Source organism: Roseateles sp. 22389, assembly GCF_052044995.1.
GTDB lineage: Bacteria > Pseudomonadota > Gammaproteobacteria > Burkholderiales > Burkholderiaceae_C > Roseateles.
Window position 1 is genome coordinate 202,784 of record NZ_JBQEOF010000009.1, and the last position, 15,669, is coordinate 218,452.

General features: G+C 71.2%; 14 protein-coding genes. 7 read left to right on the forward strand and 7 right to left on the reverse strand.

Annotated features, from left to right (window positions below):
* Nucleotides 1-90: 90 nt before the first annotated feature.
* The 3 genes from ACTJKJ_RS14635 to ACTJKJ_RS14645 form a co-directional block, all read right to left on the reverse strand.
* Nucleotides 91-1,512: an NAD(P)(+) transhydrogenase (Re/Si-specific) subunit beta gene (locus ACTJKJ_RS14635; RefSeq protein ID WP_440820914.1), complete on the reverse strand. Its 1,422-nt coding sequence runs from the start codon at nt 1,510-1,512 to the stop codon at nt 91-93.
* Nucleotides 1,513-1,515: 3 nt separating this feature from the next.
* Nucleotides 1,516-1,845, reverse strand: a complete 330-nt coding sequence (locus tag ACTJKJ_RS14640; protein ID WP_091730467.1) for an NAD(P) transhydrogenase subunit alpha — start codon at nt 1,843-1,845, stop codon at nt 1,516-1,518.
* Between the two features lie 69 nt (nt 1,846-1,914).
* Nucleotides 1,915-3,033: a Re/Si-specific NAD(P)(+) transhydrogenase subunit alpha gene (locus tag ACTJKJ_RS14645; RefSeq protein ID WP_440820915.1), complete on the reverse strand. Its 1,119-nt coding sequence runs from the start codon at nt 3,031-3,033 to the stop codon at nt 1,915-1,917.
* A 195-nt stretch (nt 3,034-3,228) separates the two neighbouring features.
* On the opposite strand from ACTJKJ_RS14645, the gene ACTJKJ_RS14650 reads away from it, so the two are divergent.
* A complete protein-coding gene (locus ACTJKJ_RS14650) occupies nt 3,229-3,711 on the forward strand; it encodes a hypothetical protein (RefSeq protein WP_440820916.1) in 483 nt (160 codons plus the stop codon).
* 223 nt (nt 3,712-3,934) lie between these two features.
* Entirely contained in the window at nt 3,935-4,429 is a 495-nt protein-coding gene (locus tag ACTJKJ_RS14655) for an NUDIX hydrolase (RefSeq protein WP_091730456.1), read from the forward strand.
* 21 nt (nt 4,430-4,450) lie between these two features.
* Here ACTJKJ_RS14655 and ACTJKJ_RS14660 read toward each other — a convergent pair whose 3' ends face one another.
* Nucleotides 4,451-5,329: a response regulator gene (locus ACTJKJ_RS14660; protein WP_440820917.1), complete on the reverse strand. Its 879-nt coding sequence runs from the start codon at nt 5,327-5,329 to the stop codon at nt 4,451-4,453.
* Between the two features lie 256 nt (nt 5,330-5,585).
* Between ACTJKJ_RS14660 and mnmA the strand changes: the two genes are divergently transcribed.
* The 3 genes from mnmA to ACTJKJ_RS14675 all read left to right on the forward strand — a co-directional run bounded on the left by mnmA (nt 5,586) and on the right by ACTJKJ_RS14675 (nt 8,841).
* Nucleotides 5,586-6,692 carry a tRNA 2-thiouridine(34) synthase MnmA gene (gene mnmA / locus ACTJKJ_RS14665; RefSeq protein ID WP_147243045.1) on the forward strand — a complete coding sequence of 369 codons (1,107 nt, stop codon included), beginning with the start codon at nt 5,586-5,588 and terminating at the stop codon, nt 6,690-6,692.
* A gap of 230 nt (nt 6,693-6,922) precedes the next feature.
* Nucleotides 6,923-8,161, forward strand: coding sequence for a histidine kinase (locus ACTJKJ_RS14670; protein WP_141225401.1), 1,239 nt, complete (start codon nt 6,923-6,925; stop codon nt 8,159-8,161).
* 32 nt (nt 8,162-8,193) lie between these two features.
* Nucleotides 8,194-8,841 carry a response regulator gene (locus tag ACTJKJ_RS14675; protein WP_091730445.1) on the forward strand — a complete coding sequence of 216 codons (648 nt, stop codon included), beginning with the start codon at nt 8,194-8,196 and terminating at the stop codon, nt 8,839-8,841.
* Nucleotides 8,842-9,001: 160 nt separating this feature from the next.
* Here the strand turns inward: ACTJKJ_RS14675 and ACTJKJ_RS14680 are convergent, their stop codons facing one another.
* The 3 genes from ACTJKJ_RS14680 to ACTJKJ_RS14690 form a co-directional block, all read right to left on the reverse strand.
* The gene (locus tag ACTJKJ_RS14680) at nt 9,002-9,463 is read right to left on the reverse strand and encodes a hypothetical protein (RefSeq protein ID WP_091730443.1); all 462 of its coding nucleotides are present in this window, start codon (nt 9,461-9,463) and stop codon (nt 9,002-9,004) included.
* Nucleotides 9,464-9,544: 81 nt separating this feature from the next.
* Nucleotides 9,545-12,733 carry a sensor histidine kinase gene (locus ACTJKJ_RS14685; RefSeq protein WP_440820918.1) on the reverse strand — a complete coding sequence of 1,063 codons (3,189 nt, stop codon included), beginning with the start codon at nt 12,731-12,733 and terminating at the stop codon, nt 9,545-9,547.
* Nucleotides 12,734-12,839: 106 nt separating this feature from the next.
* The gene (locus ACTJKJ_RS14690; RefSeq protein ID WP_440820919.1) at nt 12,840-13,331 is read right to left on the reverse strand and encodes a response regulator transcription factor; all 492 of its coding nucleotides are present in this window, start codon (nt 13,329-13,331) and stop codon (nt 12,840-12,842) included.
* Nucleotides 13,332-13,781: 450 nt separating this feature from the next.
* Here ACTJKJ_RS14690 and ACTJKJ_RS14695 point away from each other — a divergent pair, with 450 nt between their 5' ends.
* Nucleotides 13,782-14,414 carry a response regulator gene (locus ACTJKJ_RS14695; RefSeq protein ID WP_183484223.1) on the forward strand — a complete coding sequence of 211 codons (633 nt, stop codon included), beginning with the start codon at nt 13,782-13,784 and terminating at the stop codon, nt 14,412-14,414.
* Nucleotides 14,415-14,592: 178 nt separating this feature from the next.
* A complete protein-coding gene (locus ACTJKJ_RS14700; RefSeq protein WP_147242708.1) occupies nt 14,593-15,582 on the forward strand; it encodes an alpha/beta fold hydrolase in 990 nt (329 codons plus the stop codon).
* Nucleotides 15,583-15,669 lie beyond the last annotated feature (87 nt).

Genomic DNA, 15,669 nt, shown 5'->3' on the forward strand with positions numbered 1-15,669 from the left:
CCCTTCAGTCGGTAGGTGTCCTACTGAAACTAGCCGGGGCGACCGCCACGCGATCGCGCTGATCGCGCCACACCGCCCCACACCCCTCGGTCACTCCACCGCCTTGACCATGTCCTCGACCACCTTCTTCGCGTCACCGAAGACCATCATGGTCTTGTCCATGTAGAAGAGTTCGTTGTCCAGGCCCGCATACCCGGCCGCCATCGACCGCTTGTTGACGATGACGGTGCGCGCCTTGTAGGCCTCCAGGATCGGCATGCCGTAGATCGCGCTGCCCTTCTGGAGCGCGGCCGGGTTCACCACATCGTTCGCGCCGAGGATGATGGCCACGTCGGTCTGGCCGAACTCGGCGTTGATGTCCTCCATCTCATGAACCTGGTCGTAGGGCACTTCGGCCTCGGCGAGCAGCACATTCATGTGGCCGGGCATGCGGCCCGCCACCGGATGGATCGCATAGCGGACGGTGACGCCCTTCTCGATCAGCTTCTGCGCGAGCTCCTTGACCGCATGCTGCGCGCGCGCGACCGCCAGGCCGTAGCCGGGCACGATGATCACGCTCTCCGCGTTGCCGAGGATGAAGGCCGCATCGTCCGCGCTGCCGCTCTTCACATTGCGCTGCTGCGCGGCCCCGGCGGCGGTGGTGCCCTCGGCGCCGAAGCCGCCCAGGATCACGTTGAAGAACGAGCGGTTCATCGCCTTGCACATGATGTAGCTCAGGATCGCGCCCGAGCTGCCCACCAGCGAGCCCGCGATGATCAGCATGCTGTTGTTGAGCGAGAAGCCGATGCCCGCCGCGGCCCAGCCGGAGTAGCTGTTGAGCATGGACACGACGACCGGCATGTCGGCGCCGCCGATCGGGATGATCAGCAGCACGCCCAGCACGAAGCCCAGCGCCGCGACCAGCAGGAAGTCCATCGCGCTCTGCGAGTGCCAGAAGCCGAAGATGAAGAACACCGCCGCCAGGCCCAGTGCCAGGTTGAGCCAGTGCTGCCCGGGGAAGGTGACCGGCGCGCCCTGGAACAGGCGGAACTTGTACTTGCCGCTGAGCTTGCCGAAGGCGATGACCGAGCCAGAGAAGGTCACCGCGCCGATGAAGCAGCCCAGGGCCAGCTCGATGCGGTTGCCGCCGGGGATGGGCGCGTCGCGGGGCGCGATGCCGAAGGCATGAGGCTCGACGACTGCGGCCACCGCGATGCACACCGCCGCCAGGCCGATCATGCTGTGCATGAAGGCCACCAGCTCCGGCATCTTGGTCATCTCGACGCGCTGCGCCATGACGGTGCCGATGCCGCCGCCGACCACCAGTCCGCCCAGGACATAGGCCAGCCCCAGCGTCTGTCCGCCGGCCAGCTTCAGGATCAACGCGCCGGTGGTGAGCACGGCGATGGTCATGCCCACCATGCCGAAGACGTTGCCGCGGATGGAGGTGGTCGGATGCGAGAGCCCCTTGAGCGCCTGGATGAAGCAGACGCTCGCGATGAGATACAGCAACGTGACGAGGTTCATCGACATCGGTCAGCCCTTCGCGTTGCCGTGGCCGTCGGCCGGGGTCTTGCGCTCCTTCTTCTTGAACATCTCCAGCATCCGCCTCGTCACGAGGAAGCCGCCGAAGACGTTGACCGCCGCGAGCGCGACGGCGAAGGTGCCCATGAACTTGCCCAGCGAGGTCTCGGTGAGCGCGGCGGCGAGCATCGCGCCGACGATGACGATGGCCGAGATCGCATTGGTCACGGCCATCAGCGGCGTGTGCAGCGCCGGCGTCACGGTCCAGACGACGTGGTAGCCGACGTAGATCGCCAGCACGAAGATCGTCAGGTTGATCAGGGTGGGAGAAACGGCATCCATCCGGGACTCTCCTTGCGGGCGCGCGGCCCGGTCGTCATGCGGCCTCGCGGCCTCCAGCAGGGTGGCCGCTCAGGCCTGGCGCAGCACCTGGCCCTCGTGCGCGACGAGGCAGGCGGTCACGATGTCGTCGTCGGCCGGCAGCGCGAAGCCGCCTTCCTTCGTCAGCACCAGCTTCAGGAAATCCAGCACGTTGCGCGCGTAGAGCGCGGACGCGTCCGCCGCCACCAGCGAGGGCAGGTTGGTCTCGCCCACCAGCGTCACGCCGTGCTTGCGCACCGTCCGGCCCGGCTCGGTGAGCGGGCAATTGCCGCCCGCCGGCGCCGCGATGTCGACGATGACCGAGCCCGGCTTCATCGCGCGGACCATCTCCTCGGTGACCAGCACCGGCGCCGGCCGCCCCGGGATCAGCGCGGTGGTGACGACGACATCGGCCTGCGCGACGCGCTTGGCGACCTCCACCTGCTGGCGCTGCAGCCAGCTCGGCGGCATCGGGCGGGCGTAGCCGCCGACGCCCTCGGCGGCCTGGCGCTCCTCGTCGGTCTCGTAGGGCACGTCGATGAACTTGGCGCCGAGGGACTCGACCTGCTCCTTCACCGCGGGGCGCACGTCGGAGGCCTCGATGACCGCGCCCAGCCGCTTGGCGGTGGCGATCGCCTGCAGGCCGGCGACACCGACGCCCAGCACGACGACCCGCGCGGCCTTGATCGTGCCGGCGGCGGTCATCAGCATCGGGAACAGGCGCTGGTAATGGAAGGCGGCCAGCATCACCGCCTTGTAGCCGGCCAGGTTGGCCTGGCTGGAGAGCACGTCCATGCTCTGCGCGCGGGTGGTGCGGGGCGCGGCCTCGAGCGCGAAGGCGGTGAGCCGCGCGTCAGCCAGGCGCTGCAGGCCGTCGCGGTCGAAGGGATTGAGCATGCCGGCGAGCACCGCGCCGGGCTTGAACAGCGCCATCTCGCCGGGCTCCGGCGCACGGACCTTCAGGACGAGGTCGCAGGCGAAGGCCGCCTCGCGCCCGACCAGTTCCGCGCCGGCGGCGGCGTAGGCCTCGTCGGTCACGCTGGCGTTCAGGCCGGCGCCCTGCTGAACGCGCAGCGTGTGGCCCTGCGCGACCAGCTTCTTGACGGTCTCCGGCGTCGCGGCGACGCGCGCCTCCCCCGCCGCGGTTTCCTGCGGCACACCGATCAGCATCTGGAATCCCTCCATCCTGAATCAGGGTCCGGGCGAGCTTAACCGGGGGACCGCCTCGGGCGGGACGCGCCCGCGACTGGGGTTTTCACCAACCAAACCCATGAGCAATGTGAGGCAAAGCTGTTTCGAATGGTGAACTAGAGTCGTCGAAGGGAGTCAAAGCGGCGTTAAATGACGACCGAAAGGAGTCAGACCATGACAAAGAAAATTCTCCTCAACAGTGCGTTGGCGTTGGTCGCCCTGATGCCGATGGCATCCCGGGCGGCCGATGTGGGGGTCTCGGTGACCATTGGCGAACCGGGTTTTTATGGACAGATCGACATCGGCAATGTGCGCCCGCAGGTGGTGTACGAGCGGCCGGTGCTGGTGACGCGGGTGCCGGCGCCCGCGCCGGCGGTCTATCTCCGCGTGCCGCCGGGCCATGAGAAGAACTGGGCCAAGCACTGCGCGCGCTACAACGCGTGCGGCCGGCCGGTCTATTTCGTGCGGGACGAGTGGTATCGGGACGTGTATGCGCCGCAATACCGCCGGGATCACAGCGAATACCGCTGGCGCGACGACGGCCGCCGCGATTACCGCGATGACGATCGCGGTCCTGGCAAGGGTCATGGCCGGGGACGCGGTCACGACAAGGACCGCGACGATGACCGCGGCCACGGACACGGCCGGGGCAACTGAGCCTCGCGCTGAAGAATGAAGAAAACCCCGGCTTGCCGGGGTTTTGCTTTTGGGCGATGTCGGACGGGTGCGCCGACGGGTTCAGGGGACACGCCTTCGCCGGCGTGGTCGCTGTTCGCCGCCGCTGTCACCAGGCCCCCTCACAATGCGGCCCCGTTCCCACATCGAGGTGGCGCTCCCCGGCATCCCATGCCGCCGGACCAGCCGCCCCCCAGGAAGGACCATGACCGAACGATTCAAGCCCAGCGTCACCGTCGCCGCCGTGATCGAGCAGGACGGCCGCTACCTGCTGGTCGAGGAGCTCACCCGCGACGGCCTGCTGCTCAACAATCCCGCCGGCCATCTGGAGCAGGCCGAGTCCGCGATCGACGCGGTCAAGCGCGAAGTCCTCGAGGAAACCGCCCGGCCGTTCACGCCGGACGCCTTCCTCGGCGTCTACATGTCGCGTTTCCTGCGCCCGGACCGCGGCGACGACGTGACCTACGTGCGCCTGGCCTTCACCGGCCGGGTCGGCGACCAGATCCCCGGCCGCCCCTTCGACGAGCCGATCCAGCGCACGCTCTGGCTGACGCTGGACGAGATCCGCGCCAGCCGCGACCGCCATCGCAGCCCGCTGATCCTGCAGTGCATCGAGGACCACGCCGCCGGGCGCCGGCTGCCGCTGGAGGCCGTCGCGGCCCACCCGTCGCTGTACGCGCCGCGCGCCTGGCCGCATTGAGCGGCCGGGGCGCGATCGCGCTCAGAGCGTCATCGCGGCGCTGATCGCCTGGTCGATGTGGCGCGGCTCGCGCCGGCGGGCCTCGAGCTCATTGATCGCGCAGCGCGACAGCGTCACCAGCGACTCGCGCTGGCGCTCGCGCAGGCGCCGCGGCAGGCGGTCCATCACGCACAGGCTGCCGACGACCTCGCCGGTGGACAGCGACAGCGGCACCGACGCATAGAAGCGCACATACGGCGCGCCTTGCACCAGCGGGTGGTCGAGGAAGCGGCTGTCGTGCCAGGTGTCCGGCACCTCCTGCAGTCCGCCGTGATGCATCACGTGCGAGCACAAGCCACGTGCGCGCGGCATCGTCCGCAGCGGCAGGCCGGAGGTGCCGATCAGCCGCAGCTGCTCGCCATCCACCAGGCCGACCGCGGCCATCGCGCCGCCGCTGATGTCGCAGGCCAGGTCGGCCAGTTCGTCGAAGGCGGAGTGGCCGCGCGACGGCAGGTCCAGCCCGTCGACGGCGGCCTGGCGCTCCGGCTCGTCCGCCCGCAGCGGCGGCAGCCAGCCCTGCAGCAGCGCCAGCACCTCCTCGGCCTGCGTGCCCTTGTCGAAGAAGCCGGAAATGCCGTGCTCGGCGCAGGCGCGCCGCATGTCCTCGTAATAGCTGTTGCTCAGCACGATCGCCCGCGCGCCGATGCCCAGCTGCCGGATCGCCCTCAGCACCCGCAGCCCGCTGCCGGGTTGCAGCGCCAGGTCCATCACCACCACGTCGGGCTGGGTCCGGGTGATCGTCTCGATCGCGGAGGCCTCGCAAGCCGCCTCGCCCACCACCTGGATCCGGCGTTCTCGCGCCAGCAGCGCCTGCAGTTGCGCCCGGATGGTGATGGACCCTTCGACGATGACGACGTTCATGATCGGTCTCCCTGTTTCATTCAGTTTCTTCGGACGCCGCGCGCCGGAGGAGTCGGCGACCACCGGCCCCGCTGTGCGTCGAATCGCGCAGCGCGTGTCAGCCATTCCTGACACGCCTCCCCCCGGGCGCCGTGGGTCGTGAACGGCGTCACGAAATCGGGGTGGAGGCGGTGGGTGAAGGGGCGCTGAGGCGCGTCGGGCGGCGGCCGGCCCCGCGCCGGACAGGTCTTGCGGACCTTTGGGACAATCGCGCCCCATGAATCCCAAGAAGCAACGCATCGTCGTCGGGCTGTCCGGCGGCGTTGATTCCGCCGTGTCCGCCTGGCTGCTCAAGCAGGCGGGCCATGAGGTCGTCGGCATCTTCATGAAGAACTGGGAAGACGACGACGACAGCGAGTACTGCTCCTCCAACATCGACTTCGTCGACGCGGCGGCGGTGGCCGACGTGATCGGCATCGAGATCGAGCACGTGAACTTCGCCGCCGAGTACAAGGACCGCGTCTTCGCCGAGTTCCTGCGCGAGTACCAGGCCGGCCGCACGCCCAACCCGGACGTGCTGTGCAACGCCGAGATCAAGTTCAAGGCCTTCCTGGACCACGCGATGCGACTGGGCGCTGAGAAGATCGCCACCGGCCATTACGCGCGGGTGCGCGAGCAGGACGGCCAGGTGCAGCTGCTCAAGGGCCTGGATCCGCTCAAGGACCAGAGCTACTTCCTGCACCGGCTCAACCAGGCTCAGCTGCGCAAGACGATGTTCCCGGTCGGCGAGCTGCCCAAGACCGAGGTGCGCCGGCTGGCCGAGGAGATCGGGCTGCCCAATGCGAAGAAGAAGGACTCGACCGGCATCTGCTTCATCGGCGAGCGGCCCTTCCGCGAGTTCCTGAACCGCTACCTCTCCCACAAGCCCGGCCCGATCAAGGACGAGCGCGGCCGCAAGCTGGGCGAGCACGTCGGCCTGTCCTTCTACACGCTGGGCCAGCGCCAGGGACTGGGCATCGGCGGCGTGAAGGAGAAGGGCGCGCCGCGCGGCGGCGGCGAGCACGAGCCCTGGTTCGTCGCCCGCAAGGACCTGGCGAGCAACACGCTGGTGGTCGTCCAGGGCCACGACCACCCGCTGCTGCAGAGCCGCGGCCTGGTGGCGCAGGACCTGAGCTGGACCGGCCAGGCGCCGGCCTTCGGCGGCTTCGGCGCCAAGACCCGCTACCGGCAGGCCGACGCGCCCTGCGCGCTGACCCCCGGCGAGGGCAGCATCCGCCTGGACTTCCCGCAGCCGCAATGGGCGGTCACGCCCGGCCAGAGCGCGGTGCTCTACGACGGCGACGTCTGCCTGGGCGGCGGCGTCATCGCGGAAGCGATCGCGTAGTCCCGAGGCCGCGTCCGCCGGCTGGCCGTCCCGGGTGCCCAGCCGACCAGGGCCGGCGCGGCGGCGGTCCGCTGCCCGTCGCACTCCCGCCGGCAGCTCATCCAGCGATTCGGGGCACTCGTCGCATCGACGGAACCGCCGCGGCCGGTGTCCCATGACAATGCGCACCTTCCCTGCCGGACGTCGCCTGTGGCACGCTGGCGTGTTGCCGCCTCGCCTGGATGGACCCCTTGGATCGTCTGCTCGCCCGCATCGCCCAGCCCGCCTTCGTGCTGCGCATTGCCGCCCTGGCGATCTGCCTGCTGGAGCTGGGCTCGGCGGTCTGGGGCCTGATGGGCAACGCGACCGAGCCCTACGACGGCGTCCTGGCCAGCCTCTACCGCCGCACCGGCGGCGACACCCACGACGCGCCCTTCGTGCTCACCTGCCTGGCGCTGGTGATGCTGTTCGCGTGGCACTTCTGGCGGCTGGCGCGCCAGCAACACCTGGACCTGCCGCCGGCCGACGCGCTCGCCCGCGTGCTGCTGCTGAACGTGCTGGCGCTGCTGGTCACGCCGGGGCTGCCCTTCCTCGTGACCGTGCTGGCGGCGCTGCTGCTGAACGTGCGGCGCGCCTTCAATTTCGCGCTCGCGCAGGTCGTGATCAGCGTGGCGCTGTACTGGCTGCTGCCCAGCGAGGCCCAGCGGCTCGAGCAGCTCCAGCCCGACCTGCCCTGGTGGCTGAACAGCCTGGGGTTGTCGATGTCGATGGTGGCGCTGCACGGCATGGCCTTCGGCCTGGGCCGGCTGGCCGCGGCGGAGGCCGAGCGCAGACGCTGGTTCCAGGCCATGCTGGCCGAGAAGGAATCGGGCGAGCGGCTGCAGATCGAGCAGCTGCGTTATGCCGAGCGCCTGCACATGGCGCGCGAGCTGCACGACGTGATGGGGCATCACCTGACCGCGCTCAACCTGCACCTGCAGCTGAGCGAGGCGCTGCTGCGCCGTCACGACGAGCCCGGCGCCGCGCAGGCGGTCGAGAAGGCCAAGCTGGGCGCGGCGGGGCTGCTGGCGGAGGTCCGCGCGGCGGTGTCGCGCGAACGGGAGAGCCAGCGCATCAACCTCGAGGCCGCGCTGCGCACGCTGGCCGACGGCATCGCCAGCACGCAGATCGAACTGGCGCTGGACCCGGTCGCGCAGGACCTGACGCCGCGCTGCGCGCATGCGCTGCTGCGCTGCGTGCAGGAGGCGGTGACCAACGCGGTGCGCCATGCCGGCGCGACGCGGGTGCGCGTCAGCCTGGAGGCGGTGGACGAATCCGGTCCGCAGGTCCGGGTGCGGGTTGACGACAATGGCCGCGGCACGCGCAAGCTGCGCGAGGGCAACGGCCTCAAGGGCATGCAGGAACGCATGGCCGAACTGGGCGGGACGATGCAGGTGCTGCGGCATCACCCCGGATTCCTGATCGAACTGAACTGCCCGCGGCGCGCCTGAACCGGGATTGCGCCATCCAGCAAGGAGACGACATGAGCGACAACACGATCAAGCTGCTGCTGGTGGAAGACCAGCAACTGGTGCGCGAGGGGCTGAAGGGCCTGCTGGCGCTGCACGACGACATCCGCCTGGTGGGCGAGGCGTCGGACGGCGCGGAAGCGCTGGAGCTGCTGGCGCGCGAGCAGCCGGACGTGATCCTGTCGGACATGCGGATGCCGCGGCTGGACGGCATCGGGCTGATCCGGGCGCTGGCGGCGCGGGCGCTGAAGATCCCGGTGGTGCTGCTGACCACCTTCGACGACACGGCGGCTTTCGACGAGGCGGTGCGCGCGGGGGCGCGCGGGTTCCTGCTGAAGGCGATCAGCCCGGACACGCTGGTGCAGGCGCTGCGAGACGTGGTGGGTGGCTCGACGGCGCTGCGTCCGCTGCTGACCGAGCGCATGGAGCGCGCGCCGGTGGAGCGCGCCTTCGCGGCGACGGCGGAGCCCGAGCCGCTCAGCCCCAAGGAGCTGCAGGTGCTGCGCCTGGTGGCCAGCGGCCGCAGCAACACCGAGATCGCCGCGCTGCTGGGCAACAGCGAGGGCGTCATCAAGAACCACTGCTCCGCGGTGTTCGCGAAGATGGGCGTCCGCGACCGCACGCAGGCCGTGCTGCGCGCGATCGATCTGGGCTGGATCTGAGCACCGCCTTTCCCTCTCCCGCCCCCACCGCTCTCACCTTCTTACTCCCTCTCCCACAAAGTGGGAGAGGGCAGGGGTGAGGGTCTTCGCAGGTTCCCACCCTCACCCCTCCCTCTCCCGCCCTGCGGGAGAGGGTGAAAGAAGGGAGAGGCTGAAAGCCTTAGATCCAGAGGTCGTAGTCCTGGAGGGCGCGGATGCGCCGCTCGACCGACAGGAAGCGGGCGGCGCCGACTTCGCCGATCGCCTTCACCACGCGCGGGTGGTACTTCTTGTAGAGCTTCTGCTCAGCGTCGACGTATCCCAGGTAGCCCTTGGAGAAGTACTTCGACTGCGCATTGGTCGGCTTGTCGCCGATCTGCACGAATTCCACCGACATGCGGGTGAACTGGCGGTTCAGCGTGGCCAGTTCGCGCTCATACGCCTCGTAGACCGGCACGAACTTCTTGGTCTGCGCCTCGTCGAGCTGCAGCGCCTTGAGGACGACGCCCTTGCGGTCGGCCCGCACGGCATCGCGCAGCGATTGCGCCTGGGTGGCATCGGGCACCGGCGCCGGATCGGCGAAGGCGGGGAGCGCGGCGGCCAAGGACAGGCACAGCGCGGACAGCGCGGCAAACTTCTTCATCACTCTTCCCTCGTGAAAACGTCGGAACTTCGACGTCGCGCGGATTCTAGGAAGCCGGGTATGCCCTGACCCTCGGGGACTTCACGGGGAGACGGCCGCGCGCTGCTGCCGCCAGCGCGCCCGCCAGCCGGCGCGTGGCGCATCGGCCACGTGCAACACCAGCTCGGTGCCGGCGCCCGGCGTGCTGCGCACCGACAGGCACGCCGCCATGAGGCGCGCCCGCTCGCGCATGCCGCACATGCCGTAACGCCCGTCGCGCGGCTGCCGGGCCTCCCAGTCCGGCGGCAGGCCGATGCCGTTGTCGCGCACCGTCAGCGTCAGCCCGTCGGCGCGGTACTCCAGCTCCAGGCTCACCTCGCTCGCCCGCGCATGGCGGTCGGCATTGGTCAGGGCCTCGCGCGCGATCAGCAGCATTTCATCCTCGATCGAGGCCGCCAGCGCCCGCGGCGTGCCGGTCACCCGGATCCGGAACTGGCCCGGCGGCCGGACCAGGTCCTGGCCGGCGCGCGCCAGCCGCTCGGCCAGCCGACGGTCCGGGCCCCGGCCCTCGCCGCCGTCCGCGTCGTCGTCGCCCTCGTCGTCATCACCCCAGCCGCCGCGCTCGGCAGCGTCTTCGTCGTCGATGCGCTGACGCAACTGGCCGACGCGATCACGGCCTTCGGCCAGCAGCCCCTCGGCCCGGGTCAGGTCGCGCTCCATCTTGTGCCGCAGCGCCTGGTCGGTCACGCGTCGCATGCTCGCGTCCAGCCCCAGCAGCAACCCCTGGAAGCCCTGCAGCAGCGTGTCGTGCAGGTCGCGCGCGATGCGCTCCCGCTCGCGATGGCGCACCTCCAGCCGCATCCGCAGCCGCGCCTGCAGCGCCCGCACCCGCAGGCGATACCCGCCCCAGATGGCCCCCCCCAGCGCCAACGCCAGTCCCCAGCGGAAGGCGGCGTACTCGTGCAGCGCCGGCGCGATGCGGAAAGCCAGCACCGACGGCCGGCGGCTCCACAGCCCGTCGGGATTGGAGGCCAGCACCTCGAAGCGGTAGTCGCCCGGACCGAGGTTGGCGTAGGTCGCCTCGCGCTGCGTGCCGGCATCGCGCCAGTCCGCGTCGACGCCCACCAGTCGGAAGCGGTAGCGCACCTGCTCCGCCTTGCTCAGCACCCGTGCGGCGTAACGCAGCGTCAGCGCATTGGTGCCCTGCGGCAGCTGCTGGCCCTGCGCGGCCGGATAGCTCTGCCCGCCGGCCATCAGCGCCTGCACGTCGACGCCGACCTCGCGCGAGTTGCGCGGCGTGCGCGCCGGGTCCAGCCAGACCACCCCGAGGTTGGTCACGAACCACAACCGGCCGCGGGCGTCGCGCACCGCGGTCGGCGTCGCCGAGGCCTGACGGGCGATGCCGGGCAGGCCGTCCGCCGCGTCCAGCAGCTGGTAGCTCAGCGGACTGGCCGAGGCCTCGAACAGCGCGGGCACTTCCGCCGCGGCCAGGCGCACCAGGCCGCGGCCGCCGTTGAGCCAGAGGTCACCGTCGAAGGACTCGACGATGCCCGACACCCGGCCGAAGGCCGGATCGCGCTCGATGGGGATGGTGGCAAAACGGCCGTCCCGGCCCAGCGCGACGCCGTTCTCGCCGGCGACGACCAGGCCGTGGCGGGTGTTGCGCACCGTCAGGATCCGGCCGGTGCGCAGGCCCTGCTCCGGTCCGAAGCGCAGGCGCCGGCCCAGGTCGTCGATGGCGGTGAGCACGCCGTCGTGGCCGAACCACACGGCCCCGTCCGCGTCCACCGCCAGCGAGCCCGGCGGCTGGCCGTCGAGCTCCCCGTCCCTGACGCGGGCGATGCCGGCGCGCGTGGCGTGGAACACGCCAACCTCGTGCAGCGACAGCCACAACCCGCCGGTCGGATCGGCGGCCATGCCGCTGGCGGCGGCCCGCGTCCCGGCGGGCAGCGGCTGGGCCCAGCGCTCCCAGCGGCCGCCCGGCGGCGAGCGCCACAGCGTCTCGTTGTCCCACAGCCAGAGCGAGCCGTCGGTCGCCCGCACCGCCTGCGTGGCCGGCCGGCGCGAGCTCGGCCGCGGATCGATGCCGGTCTCGCGCACCGGACCGCCAGGCGGATCGACCCGCCAGCTCGCCGAAGAACTCGACAGCAGCACGCCGCTGCCGTCCGGCTGCACGTTGAACCCGGTCGAGGCGGCGTCCTCCAGCCGCGTGACGCGCCGGATGCGGTGCTGGCGCAGGCTGCTGACGCCGACGTTGGTGCCGACCCAGATCTCGCCGTCGTCGCTTTCCACCAGCGGCACGGTGATGGACGAGCCCAGGCCATCGGCGACGGTGAACCACTGCCCGCGCGACCAGTCCAGCTGCTCGCCCGCCATCAGGCGGGCCGCGTCCGCGGCCTCGGTGCGGAACACGCCGCGACCGTTGACGGTCACCCACAGCCCGCCGTCGCTGGCGAACAGCATCTGCTTGACCAGCGTGGACGGCCGGCCGTCGCGCTCGGACACCACGCTGGGGGAGAAGGGCGCCGCGGCCAGGTCGTCCATCCGCACGGGCGCGGGCGCCGGCGCGGTGTCCGGCAGCTGCGCCCACGAGCGCCAGGAGCCCGGCACCCCCAGCGGCCGCACGCCGCCGCGGCCGTCGGCGATCCAGAGCCGGTCCTGGCCGTCCTGCGCCATCACCGCGCTGCGGCCCAGCGGCACGCCGGTGTCCTCGAAGCGCTCGGCATTGGCGGCCAGCCGGTACAGGCGCTCGCCGGAGCTGACCCACAGGGTGCCCTGGCGGTCGCGGAACAGGTACTCGGCGCCGGCCGCGGGATAGCCCTGCGCCTCGCCCACACGCTGCCAGCGCTGCCCGTCGAAACGCGCCAGGCCCTTGCCCGCCGCGGCCCAGAGCGCCCCGCCGGCGCGCACCAGGCGCAGCACGCGGCCGCCGGGCAGCCCCTGCGCCGCGCCGTAGCGGGTCACGCCGTCGTCGCGCAGGCGCAGCACGCCGCCTTCGAACAGGCCGATCCACAGCGTGCGGTCCTCGTCGACCAGCAAGGCGTTGATGTTGAACGCCGGCAGCGGCTGGTCGCCGGGCCGGTAACGCTCGAAGCGCAGGCCGTCGAAGCGGTACAGCCCCATGCCGGTGCCCAGCCACAGCACGCCCTCGCGCCCGCCGCCCAGCGTCCAGACATCCGCCGGCGCGCCGTCGCGGACGTTCCAGGAGCGGTGGGAGAAATCGGGCAGGCCCTCGGCGGCGGCCCCCGCCGCAGGGTGGGCGGTCGCGGCCGCAAACGCGACCACCAGCATCCATCCGATCCACCACCTCGCCACTTGACCTCCCTCTGTCCGGCGCCATGCCGGCCGGCGACTGTGCCGACCCGGGCCCCTGGCGGTCAAGCGCGCGTCGTCCCGGTCATGCGGCCGGCAGCGGCTGGAGCCGGTAGAGCCCTTGCGCGGCGCCGCGCGACGGACGCGCCGGCAGCGGCACCGGATCATCGGCCACCGGCTCGTCGTCGAGCAGCCCGCGGCGCAGCGCCTCGGTGGCGGCCTGGGTGCGGCTGCGCGCGCCCAGCTTCTGCAGCAGCGTCTTCACATGTGTCTTGACGGTGCCCGCCGCGACGCCCAGCCGCAGGCCGATCGACTTGTTGTCCAGGCCCAGGCAGAGCATGCGCAGCACGTCGCGCTCGCGCGGCGTGAGCTCGTCCCCGAGCCAGCCCTCGGCCACGGCACCGGCCGCCGTGCGGCAGAGATAACGCCGTCCGGCCGCGACGGCACGCGCGGCGTCGCGCAGTTCCTCCAGCGCGCAGGCCGCATGCACGTAGCCGAGCACGCCCGCCGCCATCGCATGACGGACGCGGCCGCCGTGCGTGACCGGACTCACCACCAGCCACTGCGGCGCAGGCACGCCGCCCGAGGCCGTGCNCCGCCGCGGCGCGGCGCGCCGGCCAGCGACTGCAGCGCGCCCTCGTGATCCGCGATCACCAACCGCACCGACGTGCTCCGGCTGCCCGGCCCCGCCGCGCCCAGCGACGGGAAGCCGGACGGCAGCCCGTCGTCGCCGGTGTCGTGCGCGCGGAAGAAGGGCGACAGCGCGGCGGCGATGCCGGCGCGCAGCAGCGGATTGCGATGCACGACGATCGCGTCGAGGACGGCGGGGGGACGCTCGATCAGGGACATGGACAGCTCCCGGGGGGCGGTGAAGGGCGGTGGCGCGGGGGCGCCGGAGGACTGCGCCGATCATCGGAAGCCATGCTGCACCGCGATAGCCCCGGTCGAGTCGATGCCCGCTACCCGAAAGGGTAGTGGCCCCCTGGAAGAGGGACGCCCCGAAGGGGGTCGCCCTATGATCGCCGCCATGCTGCCCGCGCCCGAACCCATCCGCGTCCTGACGGTCGACGACCACCCGCTGATGCGCGAGGGCATCGCCGCGGTGCTGGGCGAGCAGCCCGACATGGCGCCGGTGGGCGAGGCGGCCGACGGCTGGCAGGGCCTGCAGGCCTTCGAGCGGCTGCGCCCCGACGTCACGCTGATGGACATCCAGATGCCGGGCATGGACGGCCTGGAGGCGCTGTCGCGGCTGCGCACGCTGAGCCCGGGCGCGCGGGTCATCGTGCTGACCACCTTCAAGGCCGATGCCCAGGCCTGGCAGGCGCTCAAGCTGGGCGCCTCGGGCTACCTGCTCAAGACGCAGCTGCGCACCGAGCTGCTGGACGCGATCCGCGCGGTGCATCGCGGCCACCGCTGGATCCCCAACGAGGTCGCCCAGGAGATCGCCGCGCACGCCGGCCAGGAGCAGCTCTCGGGGCGCGAGATCGACGTGCTCGAGCACATCGCGCAGGGCCTGAGCAACCGCGAGATCGGCGGCCTGCTCTCGCTGTCCGAGGACACGATCAAGGCGCGCGTGAAGATGATCCTGTCCAAGCTCGACGCCCGCGACCGCACCCACGCCGTCGTGCTGGCGCTCAAGCGCGGCCTGCTGCGCCTCTGAACTCCCCCGGGCGTCCCCGCTCATTCCCTCCCCCCACGGGGGGAGGGGTCGAGGGAGAGGTCGAGGGAGAAGGGTCGCCCACCGCCTGCCTCTGACGGGAGAGCGCTGGCTGCGCCATCGGCGGCTGTCGCGCCGGACATCGGTTTCCTAGGATGCCTTCATCCCTCGGAGACCCTCGATGACGATTCCTTCGACCCCCTCGGACCTCACCCGCCGCGACCTGCTCGCGCTGGGCGGCCAGCTCGCGCTCGCCGCGGCGCTGCCGCTGGCGCTGGCCGACGGCGCCGAGGCCGCGGCCTCTTCCTCCCCCTCCACCCCCTCCCAACACCCCCTACCAGGAGCCCCCATGAGCTACGTCACCACCAAGGACGGCACCCAGATCTTTTACAAGGACTGGGGCAGCGGCAAGCCCGTCGTCTTCTCCCACGGCTGGCCGCTGAGCAGCGACGCCTGGGAAGACCAGATGCTCTTCCTCGGCCAGAACGGCTTCCGCGTGATCGCCCATGACCGCCGCGGCCACGGCCGCTCCAGCCAGAGCTGGAACGGCAACGACATGGACACCTACGCCGACGACCTGGCCGCCGTGCTCGACAAGCTCGACATCAAGGACGCGATGCTGGTCGGCCACTCCACCGGCGGTGGCGAGGTCACCCGCTACGTCGGCCGCCACGGCGTCAAGCGCGTGTCCAAGGTCGTGCTGGTCGGCGCCGTGCCGCCGACGATGATGAAGTCCGCCGCCTACCCGAACGGCCTGCCCAAGGACGTCTTCGACGGCATCCGCGCCGGCGTGCAGAAGGACCGCTCGCAGTTCTACAAGGACCTGACGACGCCCTTCTTCGGCGCCAACCGCCCGAACGCGCAGGTCTCGCAAGGCATGCGCGACAGCTTCTGGCTGCAGGGCATGCAAGGCTCGCTGAAGTCGCAGTTCGACTGCATCAAGCAGTTCTCCGAGACCGACTTCACCGAGGACCTGAAGAAGATCACCGTGCCGACGCTGATCATCCATGGCGACGACGACCAGATCGTGCCGATCGGCAACTCCGCCGAGCTGTCGGTGAAGCTGGCCCCCAAGGCGACGCTCAAGGTCTACAAGGGCGGCAGCCATGGCCTGGCCGCCACCAGTAAGGACCAGCTGAACGCCGACCTGCTGGCCTTCGCGAAGTCCTGATCCCGCCAGTAGTCCGCTTCAACGATCCCCTCGAGGGTCCGCGCCGTTCATCACCGCCGCGCGGACCGTCGTTTCCTCGTTTCTCCA